The sequence below is a fragment of the Fodinibius sp. GM21 genome, from assembly GCF_058386955.1.
Genome location: NZ_JBYEIQ010000002.1, coordinates 470715 through 493370, shown reverse-complemented (window position 1 = coordinate 493370; position 22656 = coordinate 470715). Strand labels below are relative to the sequence as shown.

General features: G+C 44.5%; 21 protein-coding genes and 1 tRNA gene. 8 read left to right on the top strand and 14 right to left on the bottom strand.

All coding sequences use genetic code 11. The features are described from left to right. Window positions 1–13: 13 nt before the first annotated feature. Both ACT3IB_RS06070 and ACT3IB_RS06065 read left to right on the top strand, forming a co-directional pair. Window positions 14–487 carry a hypothetical protein gene (locus ACT3IB_RS06070; protein ID WP_491538111.1) on the top strand — a complete coding sequence of 158 codons (474 nt, stop codon included), beginning with the start codon at window positions 14–16 and terminating at the stop codon, window positions 485–487. Between the two features lie 420 nt (window positions 488–907). Continuing rightward, entirely contained in the window at window positions 908–1651 is a 744-nt protein-coding gene (locus ACT3IB_RS06065) for a Mut7-C RNAse domain-containing protein (RefSeq protein ID WP_491538110.1), read from the top strand. A gap of 50 nt (window positions 1652–1701) precedes the next feature. Here the strand turns inward: ACT3IB_RS06065 and ACT3IB_RS06060 are convergent, their stop codons facing one another. The 4 genes from ACT3IB_RS06060 to ACT3IB_RS06045 all read right to left on the bottom strand — a co-directional run bounded on the left by ACT3IB_RS06060 (window position 1702) and on the right by ACT3IB_RS06045 (window position 6354). After that, window positions 1702–2463 (bottom strand): DUF5995 family protein, encoded by a 762-nt coding sequence (locus tag ACT3IB_RS06060; protein ID WP_491538109.1) that lies wholly within the window; start codon window positions 2461–2463, stop codon window positions 1702–1704. 99 nt (window positions 2464–2562) lie between these two features. Next, window positions 2563–3450, bottom strand: a complete 888-nt coding sequence (locus ACT3IB_RS06055; protein WP_491538108.1) for a phosphorothioated DNA-binding restriction endonuclease — start codon at window positions 3448–3450, stop codon at window positions 2563–2565. A 9-nt stretch (window positions 3451–3459) separates the two neighbouring features. Then, entirely contained in the window at window positions 3460–4899 is a 1440-nt protein-coding gene (locus ACT3IB_RS06050) for a 5-methylcytosine restriction system specificity protein McrC (protein ID WP_491538107.1), read from the bottom strand. A 12-nt stretch (window positions 4900–4911) separates the two neighbouring features. Beyond that, the gene (locus ACT3IB_RS06045) at window positions 4912–6354 is read right to left on the bottom strand and encodes an McrB family protein (RefSeq protein WP_491538106.1); all 1443 of its coding nucleotides are present in this window, start codon (window positions 6352–6354) and stop codon (window positions 4912–4914) included. A 296-nt stretch (window positions 6355–6650) separates the two neighbouring features. On the opposite strand from ACT3IB_RS06045, the gene ACT3IB_RS06040 reads away from it, so the two are divergent. After that, window positions 6651–7166: a hypothetical protein gene (locus tag ACT3IB_RS06040; protein WP_491538105.1), complete on the top strand. Its 516-nt coding sequence runs from the start codon at window positions 6651–6653 to the stop codon at window positions 7164–7166. 880 nt (window positions 7167–8046) lie between these two features. On the opposite strand, the gene ACT3IB_RS06035 is transcribed toward ACT3IB_RS06040, so the two are convergent. Both ACT3IB_RS06035 and ACT3IB_RS06030 read right to left on the bottom strand, forming a co-directional pair. Next, window positions 8047–8406, bottom strand: coding sequence for a helix-hairpin-helix domain-containing protein (locus ACT3IB_RS06035; protein ID WP_491538104.1), 360 nt, complete (start codon window positions 8404–8406; stop codon window positions 8047–8049). 347 nt (window positions 8407–8753) lie between these two features. Next, window positions 8754–8957 (bottom strand): DUF3185 family protein, encoded by a 204-nt coding sequence (locus tag ACT3IB_RS06030; protein WP_491538103.1) that lies wholly within the window; start codon window positions 8955–8957, stop codon window positions 8754–8756. 179 nt (window positions 8958–9136) lie between these two features. Between ACT3IB_RS06030 and ACT3IB_RS06025 the strand changes: the two genes are divergently transcribed. Beyond that, window positions 9137–9607: a YehS family protein gene (locus ACT3IB_RS06025; RefSeq protein WP_491538102.1), complete on the top strand. Its 471-nt coding sequence runs from the start codon at window positions 9137–9139 to the stop codon at window positions 9605–9607. A 61-nt stretch (window positions 9608–9668) separates the two neighbouring features. On the opposite strand, the gene ACT3IB_RS06020 is transcribed toward ACT3IB_RS06025, so the two are convergent. Further along, on the bottom strand, window positions 9669–10412 hold the full coding sequence (locus ACT3IB_RS06020; RefSeq protein WP_491538101.1) for a hypothetical protein: 744 nt from the start codon (window positions 10410–10412) through the stop codon (window positions 9669–9671). 299 nt (window positions 10413–10711) lie between these two features. On the opposite strand from ACT3IB_RS06020, the gene ettA reads away from it, so the two are divergent. Next, entirely contained in the window at window positions 10712–12382 is a 1671-nt protein-coding gene (gene ettA / locus ACT3IB_RS06015; protein WP_491538100.1) for an energy-dependent translational throttle protein EttA, read from the top strand. 39 nt (window positions 12383–12421) lie between these two features. Here ettA and ACT3IB_RS06010 read toward each other — a convergent pair whose 3' ends face one another. The 6 genes from ACT3IB_RS06010 to ACT3IB_RS05985 all read right to left on the bottom strand — a co-directional run bounded on the left by ACT3IB_RS06010 (window position 12422) and on the right by ACT3IB_RS05985 (window position 17012). Next, window positions 12422–14647, bottom strand: coding sequence for an amino acid permease (locus tag ACT3IB_RS06010; protein ID WP_491538099.1), 2226 nt, complete (start codon window positions 14645–14647; stop codon window positions 12422–12424). Between the two features lie 91 nt (window positions 14648–14738). Then, the gene (locus ACT3IB_RS06005) at window positions 14739–14873 is read right to left on the bottom strand and encodes a hypothetical protein (protein ID WP_491538098.1); all 135 of its coding nucleotides are present in this window, start codon (window positions 14871–14873) and stop codon (window positions 14739–14741) included. Window positions 14874–14891: 18 nt separating this feature from the next. Further along, the gene (locus ACT3IB_RS06000; RefSeq protein WP_491538097.1) at window positions 14892–15380 is read right to left on the bottom strand and encodes a DUF427 domain-containing protein; all 489 of its coding nucleotides are present in this window, start codon (window positions 15378–15380) and stop codon (window positions 14892–14894) included. A gap of 5 nt (window positions 15381–15385) precedes the next feature. Continuing rightward, window positions 15386–16330, bottom strand: a complete 945-nt coding sequence (gene egtD, locus ACT3IB_RS05995) for an L-histidine N(alpha)-methyltransferase (protein WP_491538096.1) — start codon at window positions 16328–16330, stop codon at window positions 15386–15388. A gap of 54 nt (window positions 16331–16384) precedes the next feature. Continuing rightward, window positions 16385–16636: a hypothetical protein gene (locus ACT3IB_RS05990; RefSeq protein ID WP_491538095.1), complete on the bottom strand. Its 252-nt coding sequence runs from the start codon at window positions 16634–16636 to the stop codon at window positions 16385–16387. Window positions 16637–16814: 178 nt separating this feature from the next. After that, entirely contained in the window at window positions 16815–17012 is a 198-nt protein-coding gene (locus ACT3IB_RS05985) for a hypothetical protein (RefSeq protein WP_441001354.1), read from the bottom strand. 357 nt (window positions 17013–17369) lie between these two features. On the opposite strand from ACT3IB_RS05985, the gene ACT3IB_RS05980 reads away from it, so the two are divergent. After that, window positions 17370–18758 (top strand): SLC13 family permease, encoded by a 1389-nt coding sequence (locus ACT3IB_RS05980; protein ID WP_491538094.1) that lies wholly within the window; start codon window positions 17370–17372, stop codon window positions 18756–18758. Between the two features lie 148 nt (window positions 18759–18906). Here ACT3IB_RS05980 and ACT3IB_RS05975 read toward each other — a convergent pair. Beyond that, a tRNA-Val gene (locus ACT3IB_RS05975) sits at window positions 18907–18980 on the bottom strand. A gap of 180 nt (window positions 18981–19160) precedes the next feature. Between ACT3IB_RS05975 and ACT3IB_RS05970 the strand changes: the two genes are divergently transcribed. Together ACT3IB_RS05970 and ACT3IB_RS05965 are read left to right on the top strand one after the other, a co-directional pair. Next, window positions 19161–20471 (top strand): acetyl-CoA C-acyltransferase, encoded by a 1311-nt coding sequence (locus ACT3IB_RS05970; protein WP_491538093.1) that lies wholly within the window; start codon window positions 19161–19163, stop codon window positions 20469–20471. A gap of 36 nt (window positions 20472–20507) precedes the next feature. Next, window positions 20508–22631: a 3-hydroxyacyl-CoA dehydrogenase NAD-binding domain-containing protein gene (locus tag ACT3IB_RS05965; protein ID WP_491538092.1), complete on the top strand. Its 2124-nt coding sequence runs from the start codon at window positions 20508–20510 to the stop codon at window positions 22629–22631. The last annotated feature ends 25 nt before the right edge of the window (window positions 22632–22656 follow it).

Below are 22656 nucleotides of genomic sequence, written 5' to 3'. Positions count from 1 at the left end.
AAGGGGAACTGTTATGAGATCACTATTCGCTTTTATCCTGTGCGCATGTTTTTCACTCGCCATTACTTTCGATGCTGTTGCTCAAGATATGCCGCAGGCCAAAAAAATGGAGGGACATACCTGGCACCAAGTGGTGATGGTGAAATTTAAACCCGGTATGGCTGATTCGGCCGCGAAGATCATCAACAATAATTTCATGAAAGCCGGAATGGAGATGGAGTCAGATATGCCCGGTCCGCAAATTATGCGGCTGCGCTCTGGTGAATGGGACATGCTGATGGTTTGGACGATGAAAGGCATCGAAGATATGAACTGGGAGACGTCGCCCGATGATGCCAAGTGGATGGCCCAAATGGCTGAGCAGGAGGGCGGTATGGACAAGGCTATGAAGCTGATGGAAGACTATATGTCGCTCATCGATAATTCTACATCCTATTTGGCCACGACCCGCGATATGACCGGCGAAGCGATGGGCAGTCGGGAGTAAATTTATCCTTGGAACACCATTTATATTGTAATTGTAGCCGTGGTTGCGGAGAACATTTTCTAATTAACATAATGCGCGGAAATGAATTCCCGCGCTAATAGAAAGACCGTTTAAAATCCTCTCCCTGCGGGGTACAGCATCGATTCGGCGGGATTGTCGTATTTAAAGGGTTGGTCTTAAGCACACACCCTGCTTCCGACATTCGTCGGAACCACCCCTCCGCGGGAGGGTCACCGACGCTTCATAGCTTTAGCGACGTAGCGGTGCCGAGACCTTCGAGGCGTGGTGGGTAGTTAATATAGGGGAATAAATTCCCAAGCTTCATATTGTCAATAATAGTATTCTTCAATTCATTTCAAATTTCCTTACCTTTACATTTTCGGATGCTCCTTATTAACGTTGAGATATATTAGTAACCACATGATCCGGATTACCCTCCGCTTTTATGGTGATTTAAACGATCTCCTTTTTGGCGGATTTACGGGTCCCATAGTACAGCGTCAACTGCCGGGTCCTACTTCTGTCAAAGACCTCATCGAAGGATGCGGCGTGCCCCACACCGAAGTGGATCTGATCCTGGCTGACGACCGCCCGGTCGACTTCTCTTACCTCATCCGGGAAGATCAACGCATTAGCGTCTACCCCTTTTTAAACCGGGTTGAAATACCCCCAAGTGAGCACCTGCAAAAACCCACGCTACCCCACAATCGCTTCCTGGTCGATACCAATTTAGGCAAGCTGGCTCGTTACCTGCGAATGGCCGGTTTCGATACGGCCTATATTCGAGAGCAAACAGATGAAGAAATCATCAGCCAAATGTTAGGCGAACAACGGGCCCTGCTCTCACGGGATCATAAGCTGCTAATGCATAACGTAGTGGAATACGGTTACCTTCCGCGATCGGATAATCCCGCCGAACAGTTCCGTGAAGTAGGTCTCCGTTTTGATCTTCTCGATAAGATCCATCCCTTTTCAAGATGTCCCAACTGCAATGGGGTACTGCATTCCGTATCCAAAGAAACAATCATCGAACAGCTTGAACCCCTTACCAAACAGCATTTTGAGGATTTTTCCCAATGCGCCGACTGCGGACAGATTTACTGGGCGGGTTCGCACCGACGTCGACTGGACCCTAAGGTAAAAGAGATACTCAATAGAACCTAAATTAAAGCTTTTGTACGCTCTCTGTAGGTTCACATTCACTCCCAAATAAATTATTTAAGCTTATCAATTATTGCGGGGATTTTCTTCTCCTCCAACGTTCGTATAAGCTTAAGAACTTGCGGTAACAGAATTCCCGGGGGATCAACCACTTTCTTGGCAACCTTCGCTATGTGTTGATCCATCTCGCGAATAATATGTTCCTTTTCCTCCTCATCAGCGTGCGCCAGAGTAACCGCGGCATTCCAAGCGAAGTCGCGCGCCCTCCTGATGTTGAAATTCACAACAGCTTCATCGCTTTGCTTGCCTATCCAGTCAATCAGAAACAGCAGCGGTGAGGCCCGTGAAATGCGCCCCTGCATTTCATCAATCAGTTCCTCCAGCAGCGTATTCACCGTCATAAAATCCTTTTTAAGGGGCTGTATCTGTCCGTCCGGAACCGTCTCGGCCGCCGCAATGCCCAGATCCAGGTTGATATGTGCATTCATACCCAGCAAAAGATGCTGTAAGATAACCGGCTTTTGACCGCCGAGATCCGTTGCCGCATCGAAAGCAATCTTCCATACCAACGATACCGGTTGGTCGTGCCGGTAGCCCCAAAAGGCGCGAATATATTTCTTGGCAAAATTGATATCAAAGCGCTCCATTCGCCGGACATCTTCGAACTGTCCTTGCGCTATCCCCTCCGCTATCTTGACCGTGGTTCTGCGATATACAAAAGCAAAAATACCCAACGGACTGCCTTCCCCTACGGTAGTTTCGATGATATCATCGAGCTCATCCAGTACTCCCTCAATAGTTGTTATTTCCGACATAACTATAGCTATCAGTTTGATGACATTTAATCTGATACGATACAACCAACAAGGGAAAGAGGCAAACAGGGTGATAGGCACGCAATAGATAGTCGATCATTAAAAGACCCGTCCGGGACTTTTGAATACCTGCTCGTGATTCCAAGCGATATAATCTACCTCGGGCTCGTAAACGGCCCGCACGGGACGACTGACCTCCTCACCATGAAACCGTCCCAGCCAAAGGTCAAAGCCGTCGGTACCCACTACTTTTTCGGATACGAGGAACTGCCGGTCTTCACCGAGGGTAAAAGCTCCCAAATCGAACAGTTTATGATGGAGAGTACACAGGGCAATGCCGTTGGTAATTTCATCTGGACCACCATGACTATGCCATTTGATATGAGCTGCTTCTATGCAGAGCGTCTTTGCTCCCATCCGTACATCAAAATCACATACCGCACAGCGATGCTCATAAGCCTGCAATACATTATGCCTGAACTTCGGATCGCGCTTATTTCGACTTATAACCTGCTCCTCGAGCGAAATGCCTGTTTCCTGGATAATATCTTTGTGAATAGTATCGGGGAAGTGCGCATCCAGTAAATCTGAGCAAACCTTGTTGACCACAGATGGATGTTCCTTCAAAAACTCATAAACCTCCGGCTTAAGACCAGCCCGGATCTCTTTATCGCGCAGTTCGGTTTTCCTTACATCTCCACTGGCATTGACCCTCAACTCACTGGCCCTTTCGACTTCCCAGATATCATCCTTGCGTAACCTCCAAAATGGATACTGCGTACCCGAGGAGTTTCGCGGCGTACCAAACTCAGTCAGCAATTCTTCAAATTTGATATCAACCTGCTTGTAAGATAACAATCGCTGATCTTCATTCTGCAGATAACCAATCGCCAACAAAAGGAGCAGCGGCTTATGGGGAGCCCGACGATCACCACTACGCCAGATCGAAAGGGACTGAAAAGTATTTAGAATTTCTTGCTCGGTCATTACGATAGTTTAAAATAACTCTTGCAATATCTTAACTTCACTATCTTCCATAGAAAAAGGAATAGCAGTAAGGTTAAGCTGAATATTTCGATTTCCTCGACTTATTTCTGCAGTATGCACATGGCGATCCCGCTCTATCAATGATTTCCATGTTGTCTTTTTACAGGGATACATAAGTGAACAGCGAATTTCTTTATCTTCGGGAAGAGAAGCATACGCCAAAATTTGAAGTAAATCATTTCGGTGCCGCTCCCTGATAGTATCCCCGATATTATACCAGCTTTCGGTATTTAGATCCTCCCAATGATCTTTGTATTTGGCATCTATGATGTGGACAACACCCTCTTTTTCTACCACAAGGTCTGGCACCAATGAACTTTGTGAACCAAGAAAGGGCGGATCCCAAGAAATAGGCACTACCGTTTCTCTATTGCGACCACTTTTCAACGTACCACCTGTTTGCTGTACGATTTTTTCTATTACCGATTCGACGTAGGATTCAAACAGCTCTTCCATATTCATTTTCCACGGCAAACCGCTTAAATCTCCCAGACCCGCCAAACCTTTGTTCTCAGTAGTCCAAACAATTGCTTGTAATCCCCGCTGAATAGCTTCGCCCTGTAGTAAAGACGATTGCAAATAATCGATTTGGAGATTATTCGGTTGCCGGGCCGGACAGTCAGCTACTTTTTGGATAAGCTGATTACACAAATCGATGAGCTGTAATACATGAACGCCGGAATCTCGCTGGGTTGCTAAACTCTGTCGCTGCTTCTTTAATGCAAAATGGACGACGGACTTAAGTTCTCGATTTTCCTGTAATTCCGGATATCGGCATTTGAAGTTCAGAAACTTTCCTTTTGGAACCTGTTTCTGTGCATAGTTCGCCCAATCTACTTTTCCCTTAGGTTTCGTTCGGTGTAACTCGTCCATTTCAAAGCGGCGATCAAGCTGCTTGATTAATTCTTTCAATCGTCCCAAAATTACGCTCGATAATACCCATGGTGGGACGCGACGTTCGGATATTTTTAGCTGAGGCAGATTCAGGATATTTGGAAGAATCTTCCATCCTGTAGTAGATAAAATAGGCCCAATACCCTGCCAGCCAAAGCGAGGTCTTATTATTAGACTGTATTCATACTTGTGCGTGATTGGTGAAAGTAAAGGAATCGCTCCGACACAGGTATGCGATTTTAATTTTAGCTTCAGACTATCCCCGGAATAATAAATCTCAGGAACCAGATCGAGCTTATTTAGCGTATCCCTATTGAAATTTAAAAACTGCTGGCCTAGCTTAGCCGTCACTTTGTCTGTATTCCGAGCATCTACATGTTTCGACAAAAATTCAGTGCCCAAATAAGCAGTCTGATTATCGTGAAGCTCTAATACATCCGAATGGTTGGCCTGTATACCCTTGGCCCATTCATCGGCTGTTTGCTTTTTAGCCATAGCAGTTAATCCTTAAAGTTGTTCAATCTCCTGAATATAGGCATGAATGGCATCTGCAAAATTAGCAACATATCCCTGTGCCAAATATTCTTTCAATAATGGAATCAAGTTCGTCTGCATTTGACTAGCGGCGTCAACATCTTCGTGAGCAATGAAGTAGGAATGTCCAGGCATGAGGTCAAAAGAATCCTCGGAAGCATAATTAATAAAGATCGATAGTAATTTCTGATAGGCCTCTTTTGTCATCCCATTTCCTTTATCTTCCACGACTTCTACCTGTGGCCACATGTTCAGGAAAGCAAACCGACGACGAATAGCTACATCCAAAATGGCAATACTACGATCTGCTGTATTCATTGTGCCAAGAATATGTAGGTTATCAGGAAAGGCTAACTCCTGACCAATCTCCCCTCCAAAATCATAGGACAGCTGAATAGTTCGGTCTTCATAGGGTTCCAGGCCATAAATAGCTTCCCCTAACACTTTAGCCAAATCTGCCCGGTTAATCTCATCAATAACCAATAGTACATTTTCTTCAGTTTGGTATGCTTGTTCAACGGCATCCAATAGGTGTCCGCGACTGACAGCAAAATTCAATCCTAACTCTGTTCCTGTAGATATAGGAAAAAGACCCCCAATAAAATTTTCATAAGTGATATTCGGATGAAATTGAATGGTCCTACCCTGATTATCATAATCTTCTTCCAATAACTTATTCGCCAATCGAGTTTTTCCTGTACCCGGCGGACCTTGAAGTACTACGTATTTACGCTGCTTTAAAAGATTGCCAACCTTTTGCTTTGTTACTGTTGGCATCAGATAGGAAAAATAACTGCTTTTAATCTCTTTGAACTCATCTTCAGCAACACTAAGAGGAGTATAGCCACGCTCCTCAAAATTGAAATCTAAAAAGGCTTTTATTGCTTTTTCTGCTACTTCATCCTTAGCGATGCAGAATCCATAAATTTCTTTTCCATATCGATCAAATATGCTTTTATACTCGGGGTGAGCATTGGTCACGTTTTGAGGCACAGTGATATCGGTACGTACTGCATCTTTTTTAGCCCAAGCAATAGGTTCATTTCCGGAATATTGCTCATTTAACCAGCGGACAATAGCATTCATTTTTCGGGAATGGCCGGGCTTGCCAATAATATTTTCGTCTGGACTTAACCCCTGTGTTCCCACTCCCATGGCGACCATAGTGGGTCCCTCTTCAACGGGAAAAATCACAAAGCTCATCCCGCTGTATCCTCCACTTGTTGGATTTGACTCATGGATTATTGCAGAAAAAGGAACTTTTGCTGCTGGGGTACGAAACTGAATATCTTTTTGCGCACTCAGGGGATAACGACCACCATTCGATCCAAATAGTTCCTCAAATGCTTTTTCTGACAACTCCGACCAATGTTCTGAATTGTATGTCTTTTTACAAAGCTCAATTAATGAATCCATTCTTATGAATTTATTTTCAGGAATTTTACTCTCAAAGGTGAGCTATTTAAGAAAAGAATACAAATGTTGAATACTTATCCTCTGTCTTCAAGAAAATTGGTCTTGCTCATGTCTCACAATAAAACCAACACAGAAAATAATTCTACCCACTCCCAAAATCATTACTCTCTGGCAAATCTAAAACAGGGACAGCAATAACGAGCCACCAATCCCAATTATCCCTTCTAATTGACAGTATTCTATTATATACTGTTTTGTCAGAGTATAATACCCTTTGAACCTTAGCAAGTAACCCTATGAATGTATCCCGTTTACTGACCCTTGTCGCTAAGCCCGTGTTATTCCTACTGGAATATTTGTTTAAGCTCGCTGCAGGGGTCATCAGCATGATTGTGCTGGGAGCCGGCGGTTCTTTTTTCAGCAAAATGGGAACGGGCTTCGGCTCGATTGGAAATGTGGTGCATCAAATTGCTGAATGGCCTGACAGGCTTACCTATATCGGCACCGTAGTTCAGGATTATAACACCCTTACCGCCTCAGCATTTAACGAGCGTTACGGTGGAGATGCGATAAGTCGGCTGATGGAATTACTTAACGAAGGCGTGGCCTATGGACAGGCCGTTTATCAAAATGTTACCGAACAGCCGGTTACAACCATTCTAGCGACCCTTATTGTTTTTCTTCTCTTTTATGTTATCGGTCGGGCCTTCCGCTTTTATCGCCAAAAAGGTCAAGGTTCTTTTCTAATTAAAAAAGAACGCGAGCTTGGGAAACAGGTTTTTGATCAGCCGGAACATACTGACTACCACTAAGGCACCAAGGTCGGTAAGTGTAATAAGTTTAAACGGGAATGATTAATTTCTCTTTAGTTTCTGTGCAAGTCTCTGACTTCTTTGGATGTTCATTTTTTACCACCAAAAAACGAACACACACAAGTGTCGGTGGGAATCGTATATTTTGATCTAATTAAACTCACATTCAAAGGATAGCTATTCTGCGTAAGTTTTTTTTAAAAATTTCTTTCCCGCGATTCCCCCGAACCCCCTCAAGTTTTTAAATCCTTGAGATTGGTAGTATTAAAATCCCAAATTCTCGGAGTACGGTAAAAGGGACACTACACAAACTGAATCAACGATAATCGGTTATGAACAATTAATACCATACATCCTTCCTCATGAATGCTCGGGACATAACAAAAAGAGAATTTCTATATGCCTATTTCATAGTTTTCAACTCCGGCATAAGAATTTTTTGGCTGAGGCCAAAGTCGGCGATCGTGTTTTTTGTACCGGTTCATTCCTTCATAAATGCTTCAACAGTCAACAGACCATCAAAAAACACGCCTACTGACGGCTGAAGCCGATTACGAAATTCTCAGACGGCGACTTTTTTGAGTTTCGTTTTTTCGTCGTTGAAAAAATGGAACAACCCTCCTTTGGTACCGACATAGGAACAGAATTGCACAATAACCTATAGCAATACACTGCTCGTAAGAGACAACTTGCAATCTTATGTAGCATTTAAAAGTTCGCCCCTTACACTAAGCTAAAATCTTCATCATTTGATCAATCTCCCTAAATCCCTCTTTTCTAAGAGGGACTTCATCCTCCCCGCTTCATGATATATCAAGGTAAAAGAGAGACCACTATTTACATCACAAAAAATGAAGACAAGAAAAAAGCTTAAAAGCTGTTATAGTTTGAGAATCTTCGCTGCCCGTTTGGGTCCGATACCTTTAACGGCTCGGAGTTCCTCTTCGGTGAGCTCCATCAGGGCTTCCTTGCTTTTGATCCCCATCTCCACCAGGTTTTCGGCCACGCGGCTGGTCACCCCGTCAATGTTGCTCAACTCCTCAATGAGTTGTGCAGTTGAACCCATCCCGCCTTGCTTCGCTTCGGCACCGCTCCCGGGAGAGGGTTGCGAGGTCGTATGGTCTTCTGCCGTCGGTTTGGGTTGTTCTTCCGTTTCCGTCGGCCGCTCCCATTTTTTGCAGAGCCAGTACCCGCCGATGGGCAGGGCCGCAAGGAGTACTATTTTCCAGAAGAGTCGCATAAGGCGTTCCGATTTTAGGATGCTTATACAAATAGTTTATAAAAGTATAATCAGGAATTTACTGCTTTCCTGCAATACGGTTTTCCTACTCCCTCATTGTATTATTCTTTCCCTAGAAAAGAAATTTTTCTGAAATGTTCTCCGGGTTATATCACTCAGGGGGTCTGGGGGAATTGCGGGAAAGAAGACCGCAAAAGCATTAAATGGGTTAGAGCAAAAATATACTTGCGAATATCTAAAGATCAATATCTACAATTCCCACCAGCGCTTTTTTCGTCTATTTTTTGGTGACAAAAAATAGACGTATCCATTCTATAAAGGTAAAAGAGACAGACCCCTCCACTAACTTACGTCATTTTATCCCTCAACAACCCCATCAATCCGCCGACCGTTGCCGCGCCGCCGCCCACCATCATCCAGATGGCTTTATCGGAACCCGATCCACCAAATAGTTGGTCCACCTCTGACTGAAAAGACTGGTATTCCTGGTATCCGAAATACAATAATAGAAGTCCGCCCACTAACAACGCCGCTGAAATAATTTTTCTCATGATTTCTAATCGTTTAGTAATGGTTTGCTAATATCTACCAAAATTCCAGATGAATTAAAAATGACTGGTAGTAACATATTCTTATTACTATCCCATATCAGTTAGAAAATCCTGCTCAAAACCGTACCTTTAGGCAGAGAATTTTATGGCCAATTTCCACCTTGACCTCCTACCGTCTTATGCGTAACGACGATATCATACAAAGTATCCGCCACATGCTGGATATCAATGATAATGAAATAGCACATATCCTTAAACTTCGGGGATACAAACCTGAGCGCGGCGAAGTCGCTTCCATCTTCAAAAGCCAGCACTTACCTGAAGATGAAAAGGGGCAAGACACAAACCATGTGCTTATGGCCCATTTTTTAGATGGCCTGATCTATTACAAACGCGGCAAAAGTAAAAAACATACCCCACGGCCTATCAAAACGCCGGTTACCAATAATATGGTTCTTAAAAAGATGCGTGTAGCTTTTAAGCTTCGCGAAAACGATATGCATGATATCCTGGAGCGGGGCGGGTTTTCCATATCAAAGCACGAGATGAGCGCCCTGTTCCGCCGCAAGGGACACGAGAATTACCGCGAATGCGGCGACCAGATTCTACGCTACTTTCTAAAAGGATTAACGGAACGGCTGCGAAATTAATCTATGCTTACCAATGGTCTTTTAAGATCCCATGACTACTTTTCCACGATTCACACCAGTCTCAATGGGTATCCGTTTCCCCTTCACCGCCGGGAACTAATATTGTTTTCAGCTCTTTCCAGCTTACAGCCAGTACAGCCACCCAGAGCAGCGTCCAGAGATTTACAATTACAGGGGACCCCATCAGACCAACCTGGTCTAATACCCCGGCCTGATATACCTGATTCATCCCGATGATTACCACAAGGATATCAATAACGAACGGGAGCAATAAAAATCCAACAAATACCCGCCATCGCTTATCAGGATGCAAGCTTTGCCAACTGCGATACAGTGGTGCAAATAAAATAGCAGTAACCAGCAGTATGGCCATCACCCACAGAACCGTTTCGCTCAAATAATCACCAAAGAAAAACTTCAGCTCAAACAGTTCATCTCCCTTGCCTATTAGGGCCGTAAACAGGCGACCAAAAGGCAGGCTACCGAATACCAATGCAAAACCCAGAGACTTTATGCCGTACGAATTATCATAACGATTGCTCAACAGGTAGTATCCAAGATAAATTATCAGATAGGTAAAAAGAGGACCTGCTATAGAGGCTAAAATTGTTAAATCACCTTCGCAACAAAGCCCCCAACTATTAAAGTTGCGTTCGCCCCAGCATCCACAAATAATACGCCCCACAGCGGTATGCGCAATTTCGTGCAGTTCGTGTAATACCAGCACCAAAGAGGCAAATGCCAGGGCATTTTTAAAGGTAAGATTCAGTTTAAATCTCGATGCGATCTTTTTGGCAGCTCCCATAAGTAACCGTCAAAAAAATTGTATTAGAATGCTATTTAAAACTCCTGCCCTAAAGCAGTATTTAGATTTTTCAATCACACAATCCGGCTACGAATCTTCTGCGCCAGTGTTACACAAAGATGTTTTTGGGATAAAGAATGTCACATGTATCGCGTCCGGCTTTTCCCACCAATGGCTACCGCTCGTAATGAAAATTTGCCCGCATTTTTTTTAAAGATTTTTAGCTATGGAGCGCCCCAACTTTATCCTTATATTCACGAATCAAAATCAATCCATCCCAATCTAAAAGTTTCAATAGCGTGAGCGATCAAAAAGTTATTTTTTCGATGGAGGGCGTCAGCAAAGTATACAAGCCCAACAATTACGTACTCAAAGATATTTATCTTTCGTTTTTTCATAGTGCTAAAATCGGGGTGCTCGGCAATAACGGTTCCGGCAAAAGTACCCTACTGAACATCATTGCCGGTAACGATGAAGAATACCAGGGCAAAATATCACGCAACAAGGGTATTACCTTTGGAATGCTTCCTCAAGAGCCCAAGCTCGATCCCGATAAAACGGTCAAGGAGATTGTGGAAGAAGGCGTGCAGGAGCAGATCGACCTGCTGGCGGAATATGAAGAGATCAACGCGGCTTTTGGCGAACCGGATGCCGACTTTGAAAAACTCATCGATAAGCAGGAAAAACTGCAAGAAAAGATCGAACACTTGGGTGCCTGGGATCTGGATAGTAAACTGGAACAAGCGATGGATGCCCTGCGTACCCCGCCCGGCGATACCTCGGTGGAAGTGCTTTCAGGCGGTGAAGCCCGACGGGTGGCCCTTTGCCGCCTGCTGCTGAAAAAGCCGGATGTGCTACTGCTGGATGAACCGACGAACCACCTCGATGCCGAATCGGTGGCCTGGCTCGAGCAGCATCTTGATCGCTATGAGGGAACGGTGATTGCCGTAACGCACGACCGCTATTTCCTGGATAATGTAGCGGGATGGATTCTGGAGCTCGATCGCGGCGAAGGCATTCCGTTCGAAGGGAACTACAGCTCGTGGCTGGATCAGAAAAAGAAACGTCTGGAGCAAGAAGAGAAACAGGAGTCAAAGCGACAAAAAACGCTGCAGAAAGAGCTGGAGTGGATACAGCAAAATCCCAAAGGGCGGCGATCCAAAAGCAAATCCCGTATCAACCATTACGAGGAATTGCTTTCAGAAGAACGCCGAAAGCAGCGCGAGGATATGGAGATTTTTATCCCCGCCGGTCCGCGGCTGGGCGACAAGGTGATTGAAGCCCATGATGTATCCAAGGGCTATGGCGATCGCCTGCTGATTGAAGAGATGAACTTTAGTCTGCCTCCCGGTGGTATTGTGGGCGTGATCGGTCCCAATGGAGCCGGAAAATCGACGCTTTTCAAAATGATTACCGGCGAAGAAGAACCGGACAGCGGCAGCATCGAAATTGGTGAAAGTGTGGAACTGGGGTATGTGAATCAAAAACGTCCATTGGATCCCGATAAAACCATCTGGGAAGAAATTTCCGGCGGAAAAGATACGGTTAAGCTCGGCAATCGCGATATCAATTCGCGTGCTTATACCGCTCGGTTTAACTTTAGCGGTAGTGATCAACAAAAACGATGCAGCGAGATTTCCGGCGGAGAGCGCAACCGCGTGCACCTCGCAAAAATGTTAAAACAGGAATCCAATGTATTACTCTTAGATGAGCCGACTAATGATCTGGACGTGCATACCCTTCGTGCGTTGGAAGAAGCCCTGCTCGATTTTGCAGGCTGTGCCGTTGTTATTTCTCACGACCGCTGGTTCCTGGATCGTATCGCCACGCACATGCTGGCCTTTGAAGGCAACAGCCAGGTGTATTGGTTTGAGGGTAATTACTCAGAGTACGAAGAAAATCGCGAAAAACGACTGGGCTCCAAGTATCATCCCGAACGTGTGCAGTACAAAAAGCTCATGCGCGACTAACATTTGGTGATCCCAAATTGAAGGTTGGGTTCGGATAACTCAGGCCAGGATATTCTCATTGCCAGAATCGGCTACAAACACACAGGCCGACTGTGTTTTATCTACAAAAGATCGCAAGTCTTCGAGGTTAGGATCTTCCGGCAGCCCCATCAGACTCAGGTCAGCTTGAGGAGCACTTTGCATGGCTTCTTTGAATGATCCGATCTCAACATGGGGAACGGCATCCGGCAAGCGGGCTACATCAAGCAGATTTTCAAGGTAGCGGTAAGCTTCTTCCACCTCGGACTCTTCAACAACGGTAATTACGCGCATCTGAGCATTCCAATTTACTTTTAATTTATAGGCTGTCAGCAAAGCCAGATCCACATTACCAAGCTCCATGCTCAGATCCCAGTCGGGACTCTGCTCATGGATCCACACATTCACCGAAGCGCTTCGTCCAAGCTGGGCAATAGTATCTTCAACATACAGCTGTATCCCCATTTTATTGAGGCGGGCCTGGTTAATGATCGACAGAATTTCTTCGTCGTATCGTTTGTGAGCAGGTAATCTCAAAAATAAGATATTGGGCTTAAAAAAGGTGCCCTGCAATGTTTGCAGTGAATTCAACACCGCTTCTTTAAAATTATCCGAATCGATTACACTCCAGCGGGCGTAAATATTCTCGCGGTTGAATGAAAGCGCAAAATCCATCAGCGAATCCCTGAAATTGCCGTCATTTTTTGCTTCGGACATACCCACCAGCTTTACCGATCCCTTGGGATAAACCAAATTCCTGATAAGACTAAAATTACCGCGCAGCTCCCGGGCACTTCTGACCGGAACCAGCAGATTGGCTTTCCATGCACGCTCATTATCTTCGGGTAAGGAGGATACTCTTTTAGCTGCCCATTCGGCAAGCGAGACAAAAAGGCCACTTCGCATATCACCGTAAGGTACTTTTAACTTCCTGTTTGACAGATACAGATAGGTGACAATGACAAATCCCAGCGCAATAAGACCAAAGGTAGAATTGATGATAAACATCGTAAACAAACATCCCACTGTCCCTAAAAAGGGCACAAATTTGGGAATCTTAAAGGTAGGTCTAAAGCTGATCATATCCATTCGCTGCTCAATAAATACTACTAGGTTAATCATCATATAGGTGATCAAGAAGAACATGGTGATAAGCGGGGCAATGGTATTTAAATCCCGAAGCAGTAACGTTGCTAAAACGAGTCCGCCGGTTAGCAAGATGGCGTTACGTGGCTCCCCATTTTCAGCAAGTTCCGAAAACATATCTCCGCCGGGGAAAATTTTATGATCGCCCAGCGCCTGCAAGATACGCGGGGCACCTACGATAGAGGCTAATGCCGATGAAAACGTTGCTCCCAGCAAACCACCCAGCACGGCCGGCGACCATAGCGCATAATCAATCATCACATTGTAGTTGTTTATCAACTCATCAACCGGTGCTACTCTGGCCATCCAATATCCTGAAGCCATATAAATCAGATAACTTATTGCAATAGCCGAAAGGGTGCCCAAGGGAATACTTTTCTTCGGATTTTTGAGCTCACCCGACATGTTGGCTCCCGCCATGATGCCCGTGGCCGCCGGAAAAAGCACCGCAAACACGACCCAAAAACTAACGCCCTCAAAATCATTTTCGGGCGCCCCCGGGAAATTACCCCACCACTGAATACTTTGCTCCATCGCGCCCGTAAACACCGTGGCACCAATCGATACCAACGCACCAACAATGACCGCCAGAATGATATATTGAATACGAAATGCCAGCTTGGCACTTAGGAAAGCGACCATAAACAGCAATCCAAACACGACGATGTCAACCACAATTGCATAGTGGCCGGGAAAGATATACAGCCAACCCTCCCTGAAACCAAAGATGTACATGGTGATAGCAAACGTCTGCGCAAGATAGAGAGGCACCCCAACGCTGCCGCCGACCTCCAATCCAAGAGATTGTGAAATAATGGAATAGGCACCACCGGCTTTTATGCGAATATTAGTGGTAATACATGACATGGAAAGCGCAGTAAATGTCACAATAACAAAGGCCAGCGTAATAATTAACCACCCGCCTAAAAGACCCGCATTCCCAATTACCCAGCCTTGACGCAAAAATAAGATAACACCCAGGATAGTAAGTAAGGTTGGGACAAATACCCCGCCAAATGTGCCATACTTTTGTTGTACGGTGGACTCGTGTTCCTCTACCTGTTCTTGTAATGTCGCTTTTCCCGGGCTTTGCTCATCCATATACAATCGTTGTTTATTATATTACACACACAATACTACAATAATTAAACAAACAGCAAAAACCGTTTTTGGGCTCTACGGTATCAGGGCATCAAGGCACAGGACACAATCCCATGGCTACCTGCACCATAAATGATCCTACAATCAAAAAGATACCGATGATCATCACTATAAGTCCGGCCGAGAGTCCCTCTTCTTGAGGATCATTTCTAAAAAATTTAATCATAACAACATGGGTTACTGATTACCAGCCTGCACTTCCGGGCTTTCCTTTAAAAGGGCCCACAATATCGCTCGTTATCCAGCCGCCATAAAAACCACCTTGCTGAGCGTCAACACGCTCATTATTGACATAACAAGACCCCATCTTGTGGGCGTAAAAAGCGATATTTCCTGCAATAGCTGTGAACTTATCGGTTGGATCGGGATAGTACCAAGCGGCCTTGGTTGCACGTTGATCATTGACAATAACATCAAAATATTGCGCTCGGCCCTTCCACTCGCAATAGGTCGTGCCACCGATAGGATCAAGACACTCCATGCGAACATCTTGCCGGGGAATATAATAGACGGGCGGATGGCTGGTTTCGAGCACGCGCTTTGTTTGGGATGAACGGGCAATTTCTGCACCATTGAATACAACTCGAATCTCTTTGTCACACTCCTCTACTTTCGGGGGACGCGGATAGTCCCACACCGATTCTTGTCGGGGCCCGGGTTTAACCTTTTCCATGACATCTACTTTTTAACCAGGTATTGCAGTGAAAAATAGTCCCTTTCATCCGTCCACACTTTTTCTACCGAGTACCAATCATCAACCAGCTCCTCAAACTCCTGCAGGCTGTACTTATATGAATTTTCGGTATGGATCGATTCCCCCTCAGCTAACGTGAATTCTTGACCACCAATAGCTACCGTCTGTTGTTGGGATGATACCAAGTGCATTTCAATACGTCCTTCTTCTTTATGGTAAAAAGCATGGTGATCAAACTGGTCTACATTAAAATCGGCATTCAACTCATCATTAATATGCTTCAATATGTTTTTATTGAACTGAGCGGTAATCCCCTGATGATCATTATAGGCTGCTTCCAACACCTCAATATCTTTCTTTAGGTCTACCCCGATCAACATTTCAGAATCTTTGGCTGTAATTTCTGCAACATTTTTCAGAAAGGCTCGGGCTTGGGTTGGATCAAAGTTGCCTACCGTCGATCCGGGAAAAAAGACGACCTGCTTCTGAGTCGAATTTTCTGAGACCGGCAACTCAAATTGAGAGGTGTAGTCGGCAAAAACAGGAATGATAGATATTTTTGGATATTCCATTCGCAGCTGGTTCACCGTCTTAAGCAGAAACTCTTCTGAGATATCCACCGGGATGTATGTAGAAAGTTCTGACAATTCTTCCAGTAAAAACCGGGTCTTGTAGCTGCTTCCACTTCCCAGTTCTATCAGTATAACGTCCGTACCGATGTAATCTGATATCTCCGCAATATTGCTTTGCAGGATCTCTTTTTCACAATCGGTCAGATAATATTCATCGAGGCGGGTAATTTTCTCAAACAGATCTGACCCACGTTCATCATAAAAATATTTGCTGGGCAACTGCTTTTGAGGCTTTGCCAATCCCTCTAACACCTCTTGTTGCATAAGGCTTGTATCAACGGACGAAAGATCTTCCATAAAGAATATTCGAATTGAAAAACTGTTGAGTACCCATAACGGTGAACAGCGTTACTATCGTTCTCTATAGAAATAAATTTTTTTATTCTTGGAATCCTTGCCGCTCTTAATTTTAACTCCCTTTTTTTGATTGTATTGATAAACAGCCGTTCGCATGGAATTTACGCTTTTATCATCCTCGTAATCTATTTCAATAGCATCGCCACCAATTTCAAGCTGATCAAGTGCTTCCAACAGAGGCTTAAATTTCGAAGATCTTTTCTTTGAGGTATAAATTTTTTCTCGATCTACAAATTTAATGTCCATATCAAATTAATTTTTAAACTTTTTCTCACAGCATACATATAATGTACAATTTAATTTATAAAATAATATACATACCCACTATAATCATTGGATTATCTTAATAGAAATGCGACATAAAAAAAGCTTGCAGAGTTATCTGCAAGCTTTTAGAAAAGTATGATAAAATAAACTTTATCTATTATTGTATCTCATAAAATTGATCATAAACATAATCCCAAAAATCTGCCAGATTTGAACCTTTATTATGAGGATTTTTAGATTTTGTCGATTTCATGGCATCAACACAAGCTTTTTCTTTAGCGTCATAATAAGCTTTCAGCTGGTGTGCGGTAGGGTCTTCGATCATCTCTTCAAACTTCTCTATCTTCTCAGGCATAAATAAAAAGGCTTTAGTTCTTTTTGTTACATAACGAAAAAAAGGGGCGAAAAATTTCCTTTCGATTTCTAATAAAGCAGTTTGAGATTGATATTGCAATAGCAGATCGGCGAAATATATTTCAGCAGGGTACAGATAATTGCCGTGTTGTCAACAAATTTCATTTTAGATTTTTACAACTAAAAATGATAAAAGAAACCCACGTTTACTTTAAAACAAAAAAATTCTACTATCAAGACTTGATTCATATTTGTTTTTAGCTGGTAATAACGATTATCCGACATGCAAAAAATCCGGATCTTAAATAGGTTAAAGCAATTTTCGTTCTCGGATTCCCGATCGGCAGCCCACCGCTACATGCAAAAGCTCAAATGGCCGGTCACCAGAAACTTATCGGTGCTTATCCTAACGATCCTCTGCTGTATAGCCGTTGTTTATTTTTTCACCCCGCCCGACCTAGCACCTTCGGTCCAACACGCCCTCTTCATCTTATTAGTCGCGGCTGCCTTGTGGATTTCCGAAGCCATTCCCCCGTTTGCCGTAAGTTTTCTGATAATCGGACTGGCCGTCTTTTTCCTGGAAAGTCTCGGACCTCTTGAAATCTCTCAAGACTGGGAAAAATATGTTAACACGTGGTCCAGTCCTGTAATTTGGATCCTGCTCGGCGGCTTTATCCTTGCCTTTGGGGCCCAGGTAACGAAGTTCGACCGCAAGTTTTCCAAGGTGATCATTCGTCAGTTTGGCAATACCCCCTATCGCCTGTTGCTTGGTATCATGCTCACCACGGGTGTATTAAGTATGTTTATATCAAATACTGCCACCGCAGCGATGATGCTGACAATCGTCATGCCATTTGTAAAACAGTACGGAAAACAGGAACCAATTGTAAAAGCGATGCTGCTGGGTATTGCCGCTGCTGCTACAACTGGAGGTATTGGAACTGTCATCGGAAGCTCTCCCAATGCCATCGCACTGGGAATTCTGCAATCGGCAGGCTACGAATTCACCTTTATTGATTGGATGATTTCGGGCGTACCCACCGCTCTGTTTCTAATTTTTCTCTCTTGGCTTGTGTTAAAAAAACAGTTCAAGACCGATCTACAACAGATCGAACTGATCATCAAAGAAGAACCAGCTCCGCAAGAATTAGCTGATCGAAATACTACCGAAAATAGAGTAATTGTAGTCAGCACCTTTATGATAACCATAGGAATGTGGATGACTTCTGCCATCCATAATATACCTGTGGCAGTAGTTTCGCTGATCCCTATCGTTATATTTACGGCCACTGGCATTATTCAATCCGAAGAAATCAAATGGATTCCCTGGGATACACTCATACTGGTAGCAGGCGGCCTTACGCTGGGTATAACCATTAACGATTCTGGCCTAGCAACATGGATGGTCGAGAAAATTCCGGTATTAGGGAATCCTCTGGCCACAATATTAATGATGGCCTTCGTGATGAGCCTTACTTCTAATATGATGAGCAATACAGCAGCAGCCAGTATCTTAATTCCACTTGGTGCTATCCTGGTGTCCCCGGACTACGTATTACTCATGGTTTTAGCGTTGGGATTTTCGGCTTCTACAGCACTGCTCCTCCCCATCTCAACTCCTCCAAATGCATTAATCTATTCTACTAAATATTTGACTCAATCCGATTTTCGTATTCTAGGTCTGTTGATTACCGCCGTTAGTCCTTTCTTGATCATGCTCATCATATGGCTATTCAATCCCATTTAAGACTTATGGTCAGGTCTACAATGTGTACACCATAAGAATTGCTTTCCGGAAAAGTATGCAAGTCAATTATTTAAAGAAGGGCAACTACATTGATTGTACATCTCAAATAACAAAACCCTTGCAAGTCAGCGACCTACAAGGGTTTAAGTGGGCGCTGCAGGATTCGAACCTGCGACTTCTTCCTTGTAAGGGAAGCACTCTAAACCGCTGAGTTAAGCGCCCATTTGAAAGAGCACAAATATACGGATATTCTATTATCTCGCAAAACAATTTATTGAACATTTGATGGCAGTAACCTATAATTAGGTTAACAGTGTTAAGTTAATGCTTGACTTACGATTTTGATTCAACCATCTTAGTCGTAATCACATATTCGTTGGTTCTCATTTCAACATTTTTATTATGGCAGATCAACCACAAAACCAAGCACCTTTTGAAGCGGTAATTGTTGATGGCGGACGCATTCCTTTTCAGCGTTCGGGTACCGGGTACAAAAAATTGATGGCTTACGATTTGGGTCGTATGGCCATTGAAGGACTCATTGGCCGCGCCCCCATCAACGGTGATGACCTTGACCGGGTTATTATGGGTACGGTTATTCAGGATGTTAACACCAGCAATGTAGCGCGTGAATCGGCACTCGGGGCCGGTATACCCAATAACGTTCCGGCGCATACTGTAACACAGGCTTGTATATCATCCAACCAGGCTATTACCAGTGCCGTTGAACTAATACGGACGGGACAGGCTAAAATTATCCTGGCCGGAGGAACGGAAACAATGAGTGATATCCCTATCCGTTTTCGAAAGAAATTCCGGCAAAAACTATTAGATGCACGTAAGTATAAATCTATCGGAGATTTTCTGAAATTTTTTAAGGGACTTCGTCCTTCTCATCTGCTGCCCGAAATTCCATCTATATCAGAGTTTTCAACGGGTGAAACGATGGGCGAAAGTTGTGATAAAATGGCGGCTCGATTTGGAATCAGCCGCGAAGCCCAAGACGAATATGCACTGCGATCACATCAGCTTGCAGCCAAAGCCACGAACGAAGGCTGGCTTGATCCGGAACTATTGCCGGCTGCTGTGCCCCCTGATTTCGATACAGTAAAGCATGACAATACCTTTCGCGAAGATACCTCGATGGAAAAACTTCAAAAATTGTCTCCCGCATTTATTAAGCCCCACGGCACTATTACGGCAGGCAATTCATCGGCACTGACCGACGGAGCCTCGGCTTCGCTTATCATGGAGAAAGAGGAAGCGCTGGATCGTGGCCTAAAACCCAAAGCCATTCTCAAAGCATATACGTATGTAGCGCAAGATCCGGAAGACGAGCTGTTGCTGGGTCCTGCCTATGCTACACCACAGGTCTTGGATATGATGGGACTGGGACTGGCAGATATAGACGTCTTTGAATTTCATGAGGCTTTTGCCGGACAAATTTTAACGGTTCTTAAAGCACTTAATTCTGATACGTTTGCCAAAGAAAATCTGGATCGTGATAAAAAGGTGGGCGACATCCCGATGGAGAAATTTAACTGCTGGGGCGGTTCCCTTTCATTGGGTCACCCTTTTGGCGCTACGGGCACACGCTTGGTAACTACGGCAGCTAATCGACTGCATCACGAAGACGGGGAACTGGCACTGGTTGCAGCTTGTGCAGCTGGCGGACAGGGACATGCGATCATCCTGGAACGCTTCGACGGTTAACATCAAGACTTTTAACTACTACTCAGGTATATCATTATGAGTTATTTAAATACGGAAATGCAAGACAACATTTTGGTTGTAACGCTGGATCAGCCCGACTCAAAAGTAAACAAACTTACCGAAGAGTTGATCTCAGAAGTTAAAGAGCTTCTCGAAAACACCAATCCCGATGACATTGACGGCATCGTGCTCGTCAGCGGAAAGAAGAATAATTTTATTGCCGGTGCTGATGTAGAAATGCTCAAAAACAAGAAGGCCCCTGAAGAAATTGAGGATCTAAGTCAACGGGGAAACCGGTTGCTGCTTCAACTTGAGAATTATCCTAAACCAGTAGTCGCTGCTATTCACGGATCGTGCTTGGGTGGAGGCTTAGAAGTTGCTATGGCCTGCAATTATCGGGTAGCCTCTACTCACTCGGATACGGTAATGGGTCAGCCGGAAGTACAATTGGGACTGCTGCCCGGAGGTGGAGGAACACAGCGGCTGCCACGCCTGATTGGCATACAGAATGCACTTACCTACATGCTTACTGGCAAAAACATTTATCCGCGGAAGGCCTATAAACTGGGACTTGTAGATGAGCTTACGCATCGCGATGCGGTGCTTACAGCCGCTAAAAAAGCGGTGAGCAATATTAACAGCGGAACATTTGAGCGCGAGGACAAACGTAGCCACGTCCATCAGCTGATGGAGGGGATGAGTCCGCTCCGCAAAATTATTTATTCACAGGCGCGAAAACGAGCAAAATCTGAAAGTAAGGGCAACTATCCCGCCCCGGATAAGATTATCGACTGCGTGCAGGAGGGATACGAAAACGGCATGCAGGCAGGCTTGCAGCTGGAATCTAAGAACTTTGGTAAGCTGGCAGCAACGCCCGAATCCGAAGCGATGGTCAACCTCTTTTTCGGCATGCAAGGGGCAAAGAAAAATCCCAATAAGGATAAGGCAAAAGAGATTCATAAAATTGGCGTACTGGGAGCCGGTCTTATGGGGTCCGGTATTGCGGATGTAAGCGCCAACAATGAGTATCGCGTATTACTAAAAGACCAGGAAGTAGAACAGGCTGCCAAAGGCAAAAAATCGATCTGGGATAATCTTGACAAGAAGCGGAAAAAAAGAATTATCTCTGAATTTGAACGCGATCGCGTTGCTAGTCATGTGACACCCACGGCCACCTACGACGGTTTTGAAAACGTGGGGCTTGTCATCGAGGCGGTATTTGAGGACTTGGACCTCAAGAAATCCATTATAAAAGAAGTGGAAAAAGTTACGCCCGACGATTATATATTTGCCTCTAATACCTCTTCTCTGCCCATTAGTAATATTGCTGAAGCATCACGCAGTCCCGAACAGGTTGTGGGTATGCACTACTTTTCACCTGTCCCCAAAATGCCGTTATTAGAAATTATTACGACAGATAAAACAGCTGATTGGGTTACCGCTACTGCACGAGAAGTAGGGATTCAACAAGGTAAACATGTCATTATCGTTAATGATGGTCCAGGTTTTTATACGACTCGAATTTTAGCGCCCTTTATGAATGAGGCGCTTATGCTACTCGAAGAGGGAATATCCATTAAAGAGTTGGACAAACATATGAAGCAGTTTGGCTTTCCCGTTGGACCGGCAGCCCTATTTGATGAGGTGGGAATCGACGTAGCGGCACATATTACCGAAGTACTTAGTGACCTTTTTGCTGAGCGCGGTGTCCATCCCAGTAAAAAGCCGACAGAACTTTTTGAAGAGGGATATAAGGGCAAGAAGAATAAGAAGGGCTTTTACATGTACGAGCAGAAAAATGGAAAAACCAAGAAAACCAACCCCAATAAAGATATTTACCGGTATTTTGAAGGCAGTGGCCGAAAATCCATGGACAGACAAACGGTACAGCAGCGAATGACGCTTACGATGGTAAACGAGGCGGCTTGGTGCCTGCAGGAAGACATCTTGCGCAATCCTACAGATGGCGACTTAGGTGCCGTTCTCGGTCTGGGATTTCCTCCTTTCCTGGGTGGGCCATTCCGATATATCGACCGGGAAGGAGCAGATACCATTGTTGAACGATTGCAGGAATTTGAGCAAGAACATGGCCCGCGATTTACACCGGCGGATATTCTCAAAGAGCATGCGAAAGATGGCAAGAATTTCCATCAGGATTAACCTCAATTTCTATAATCAGATGGAA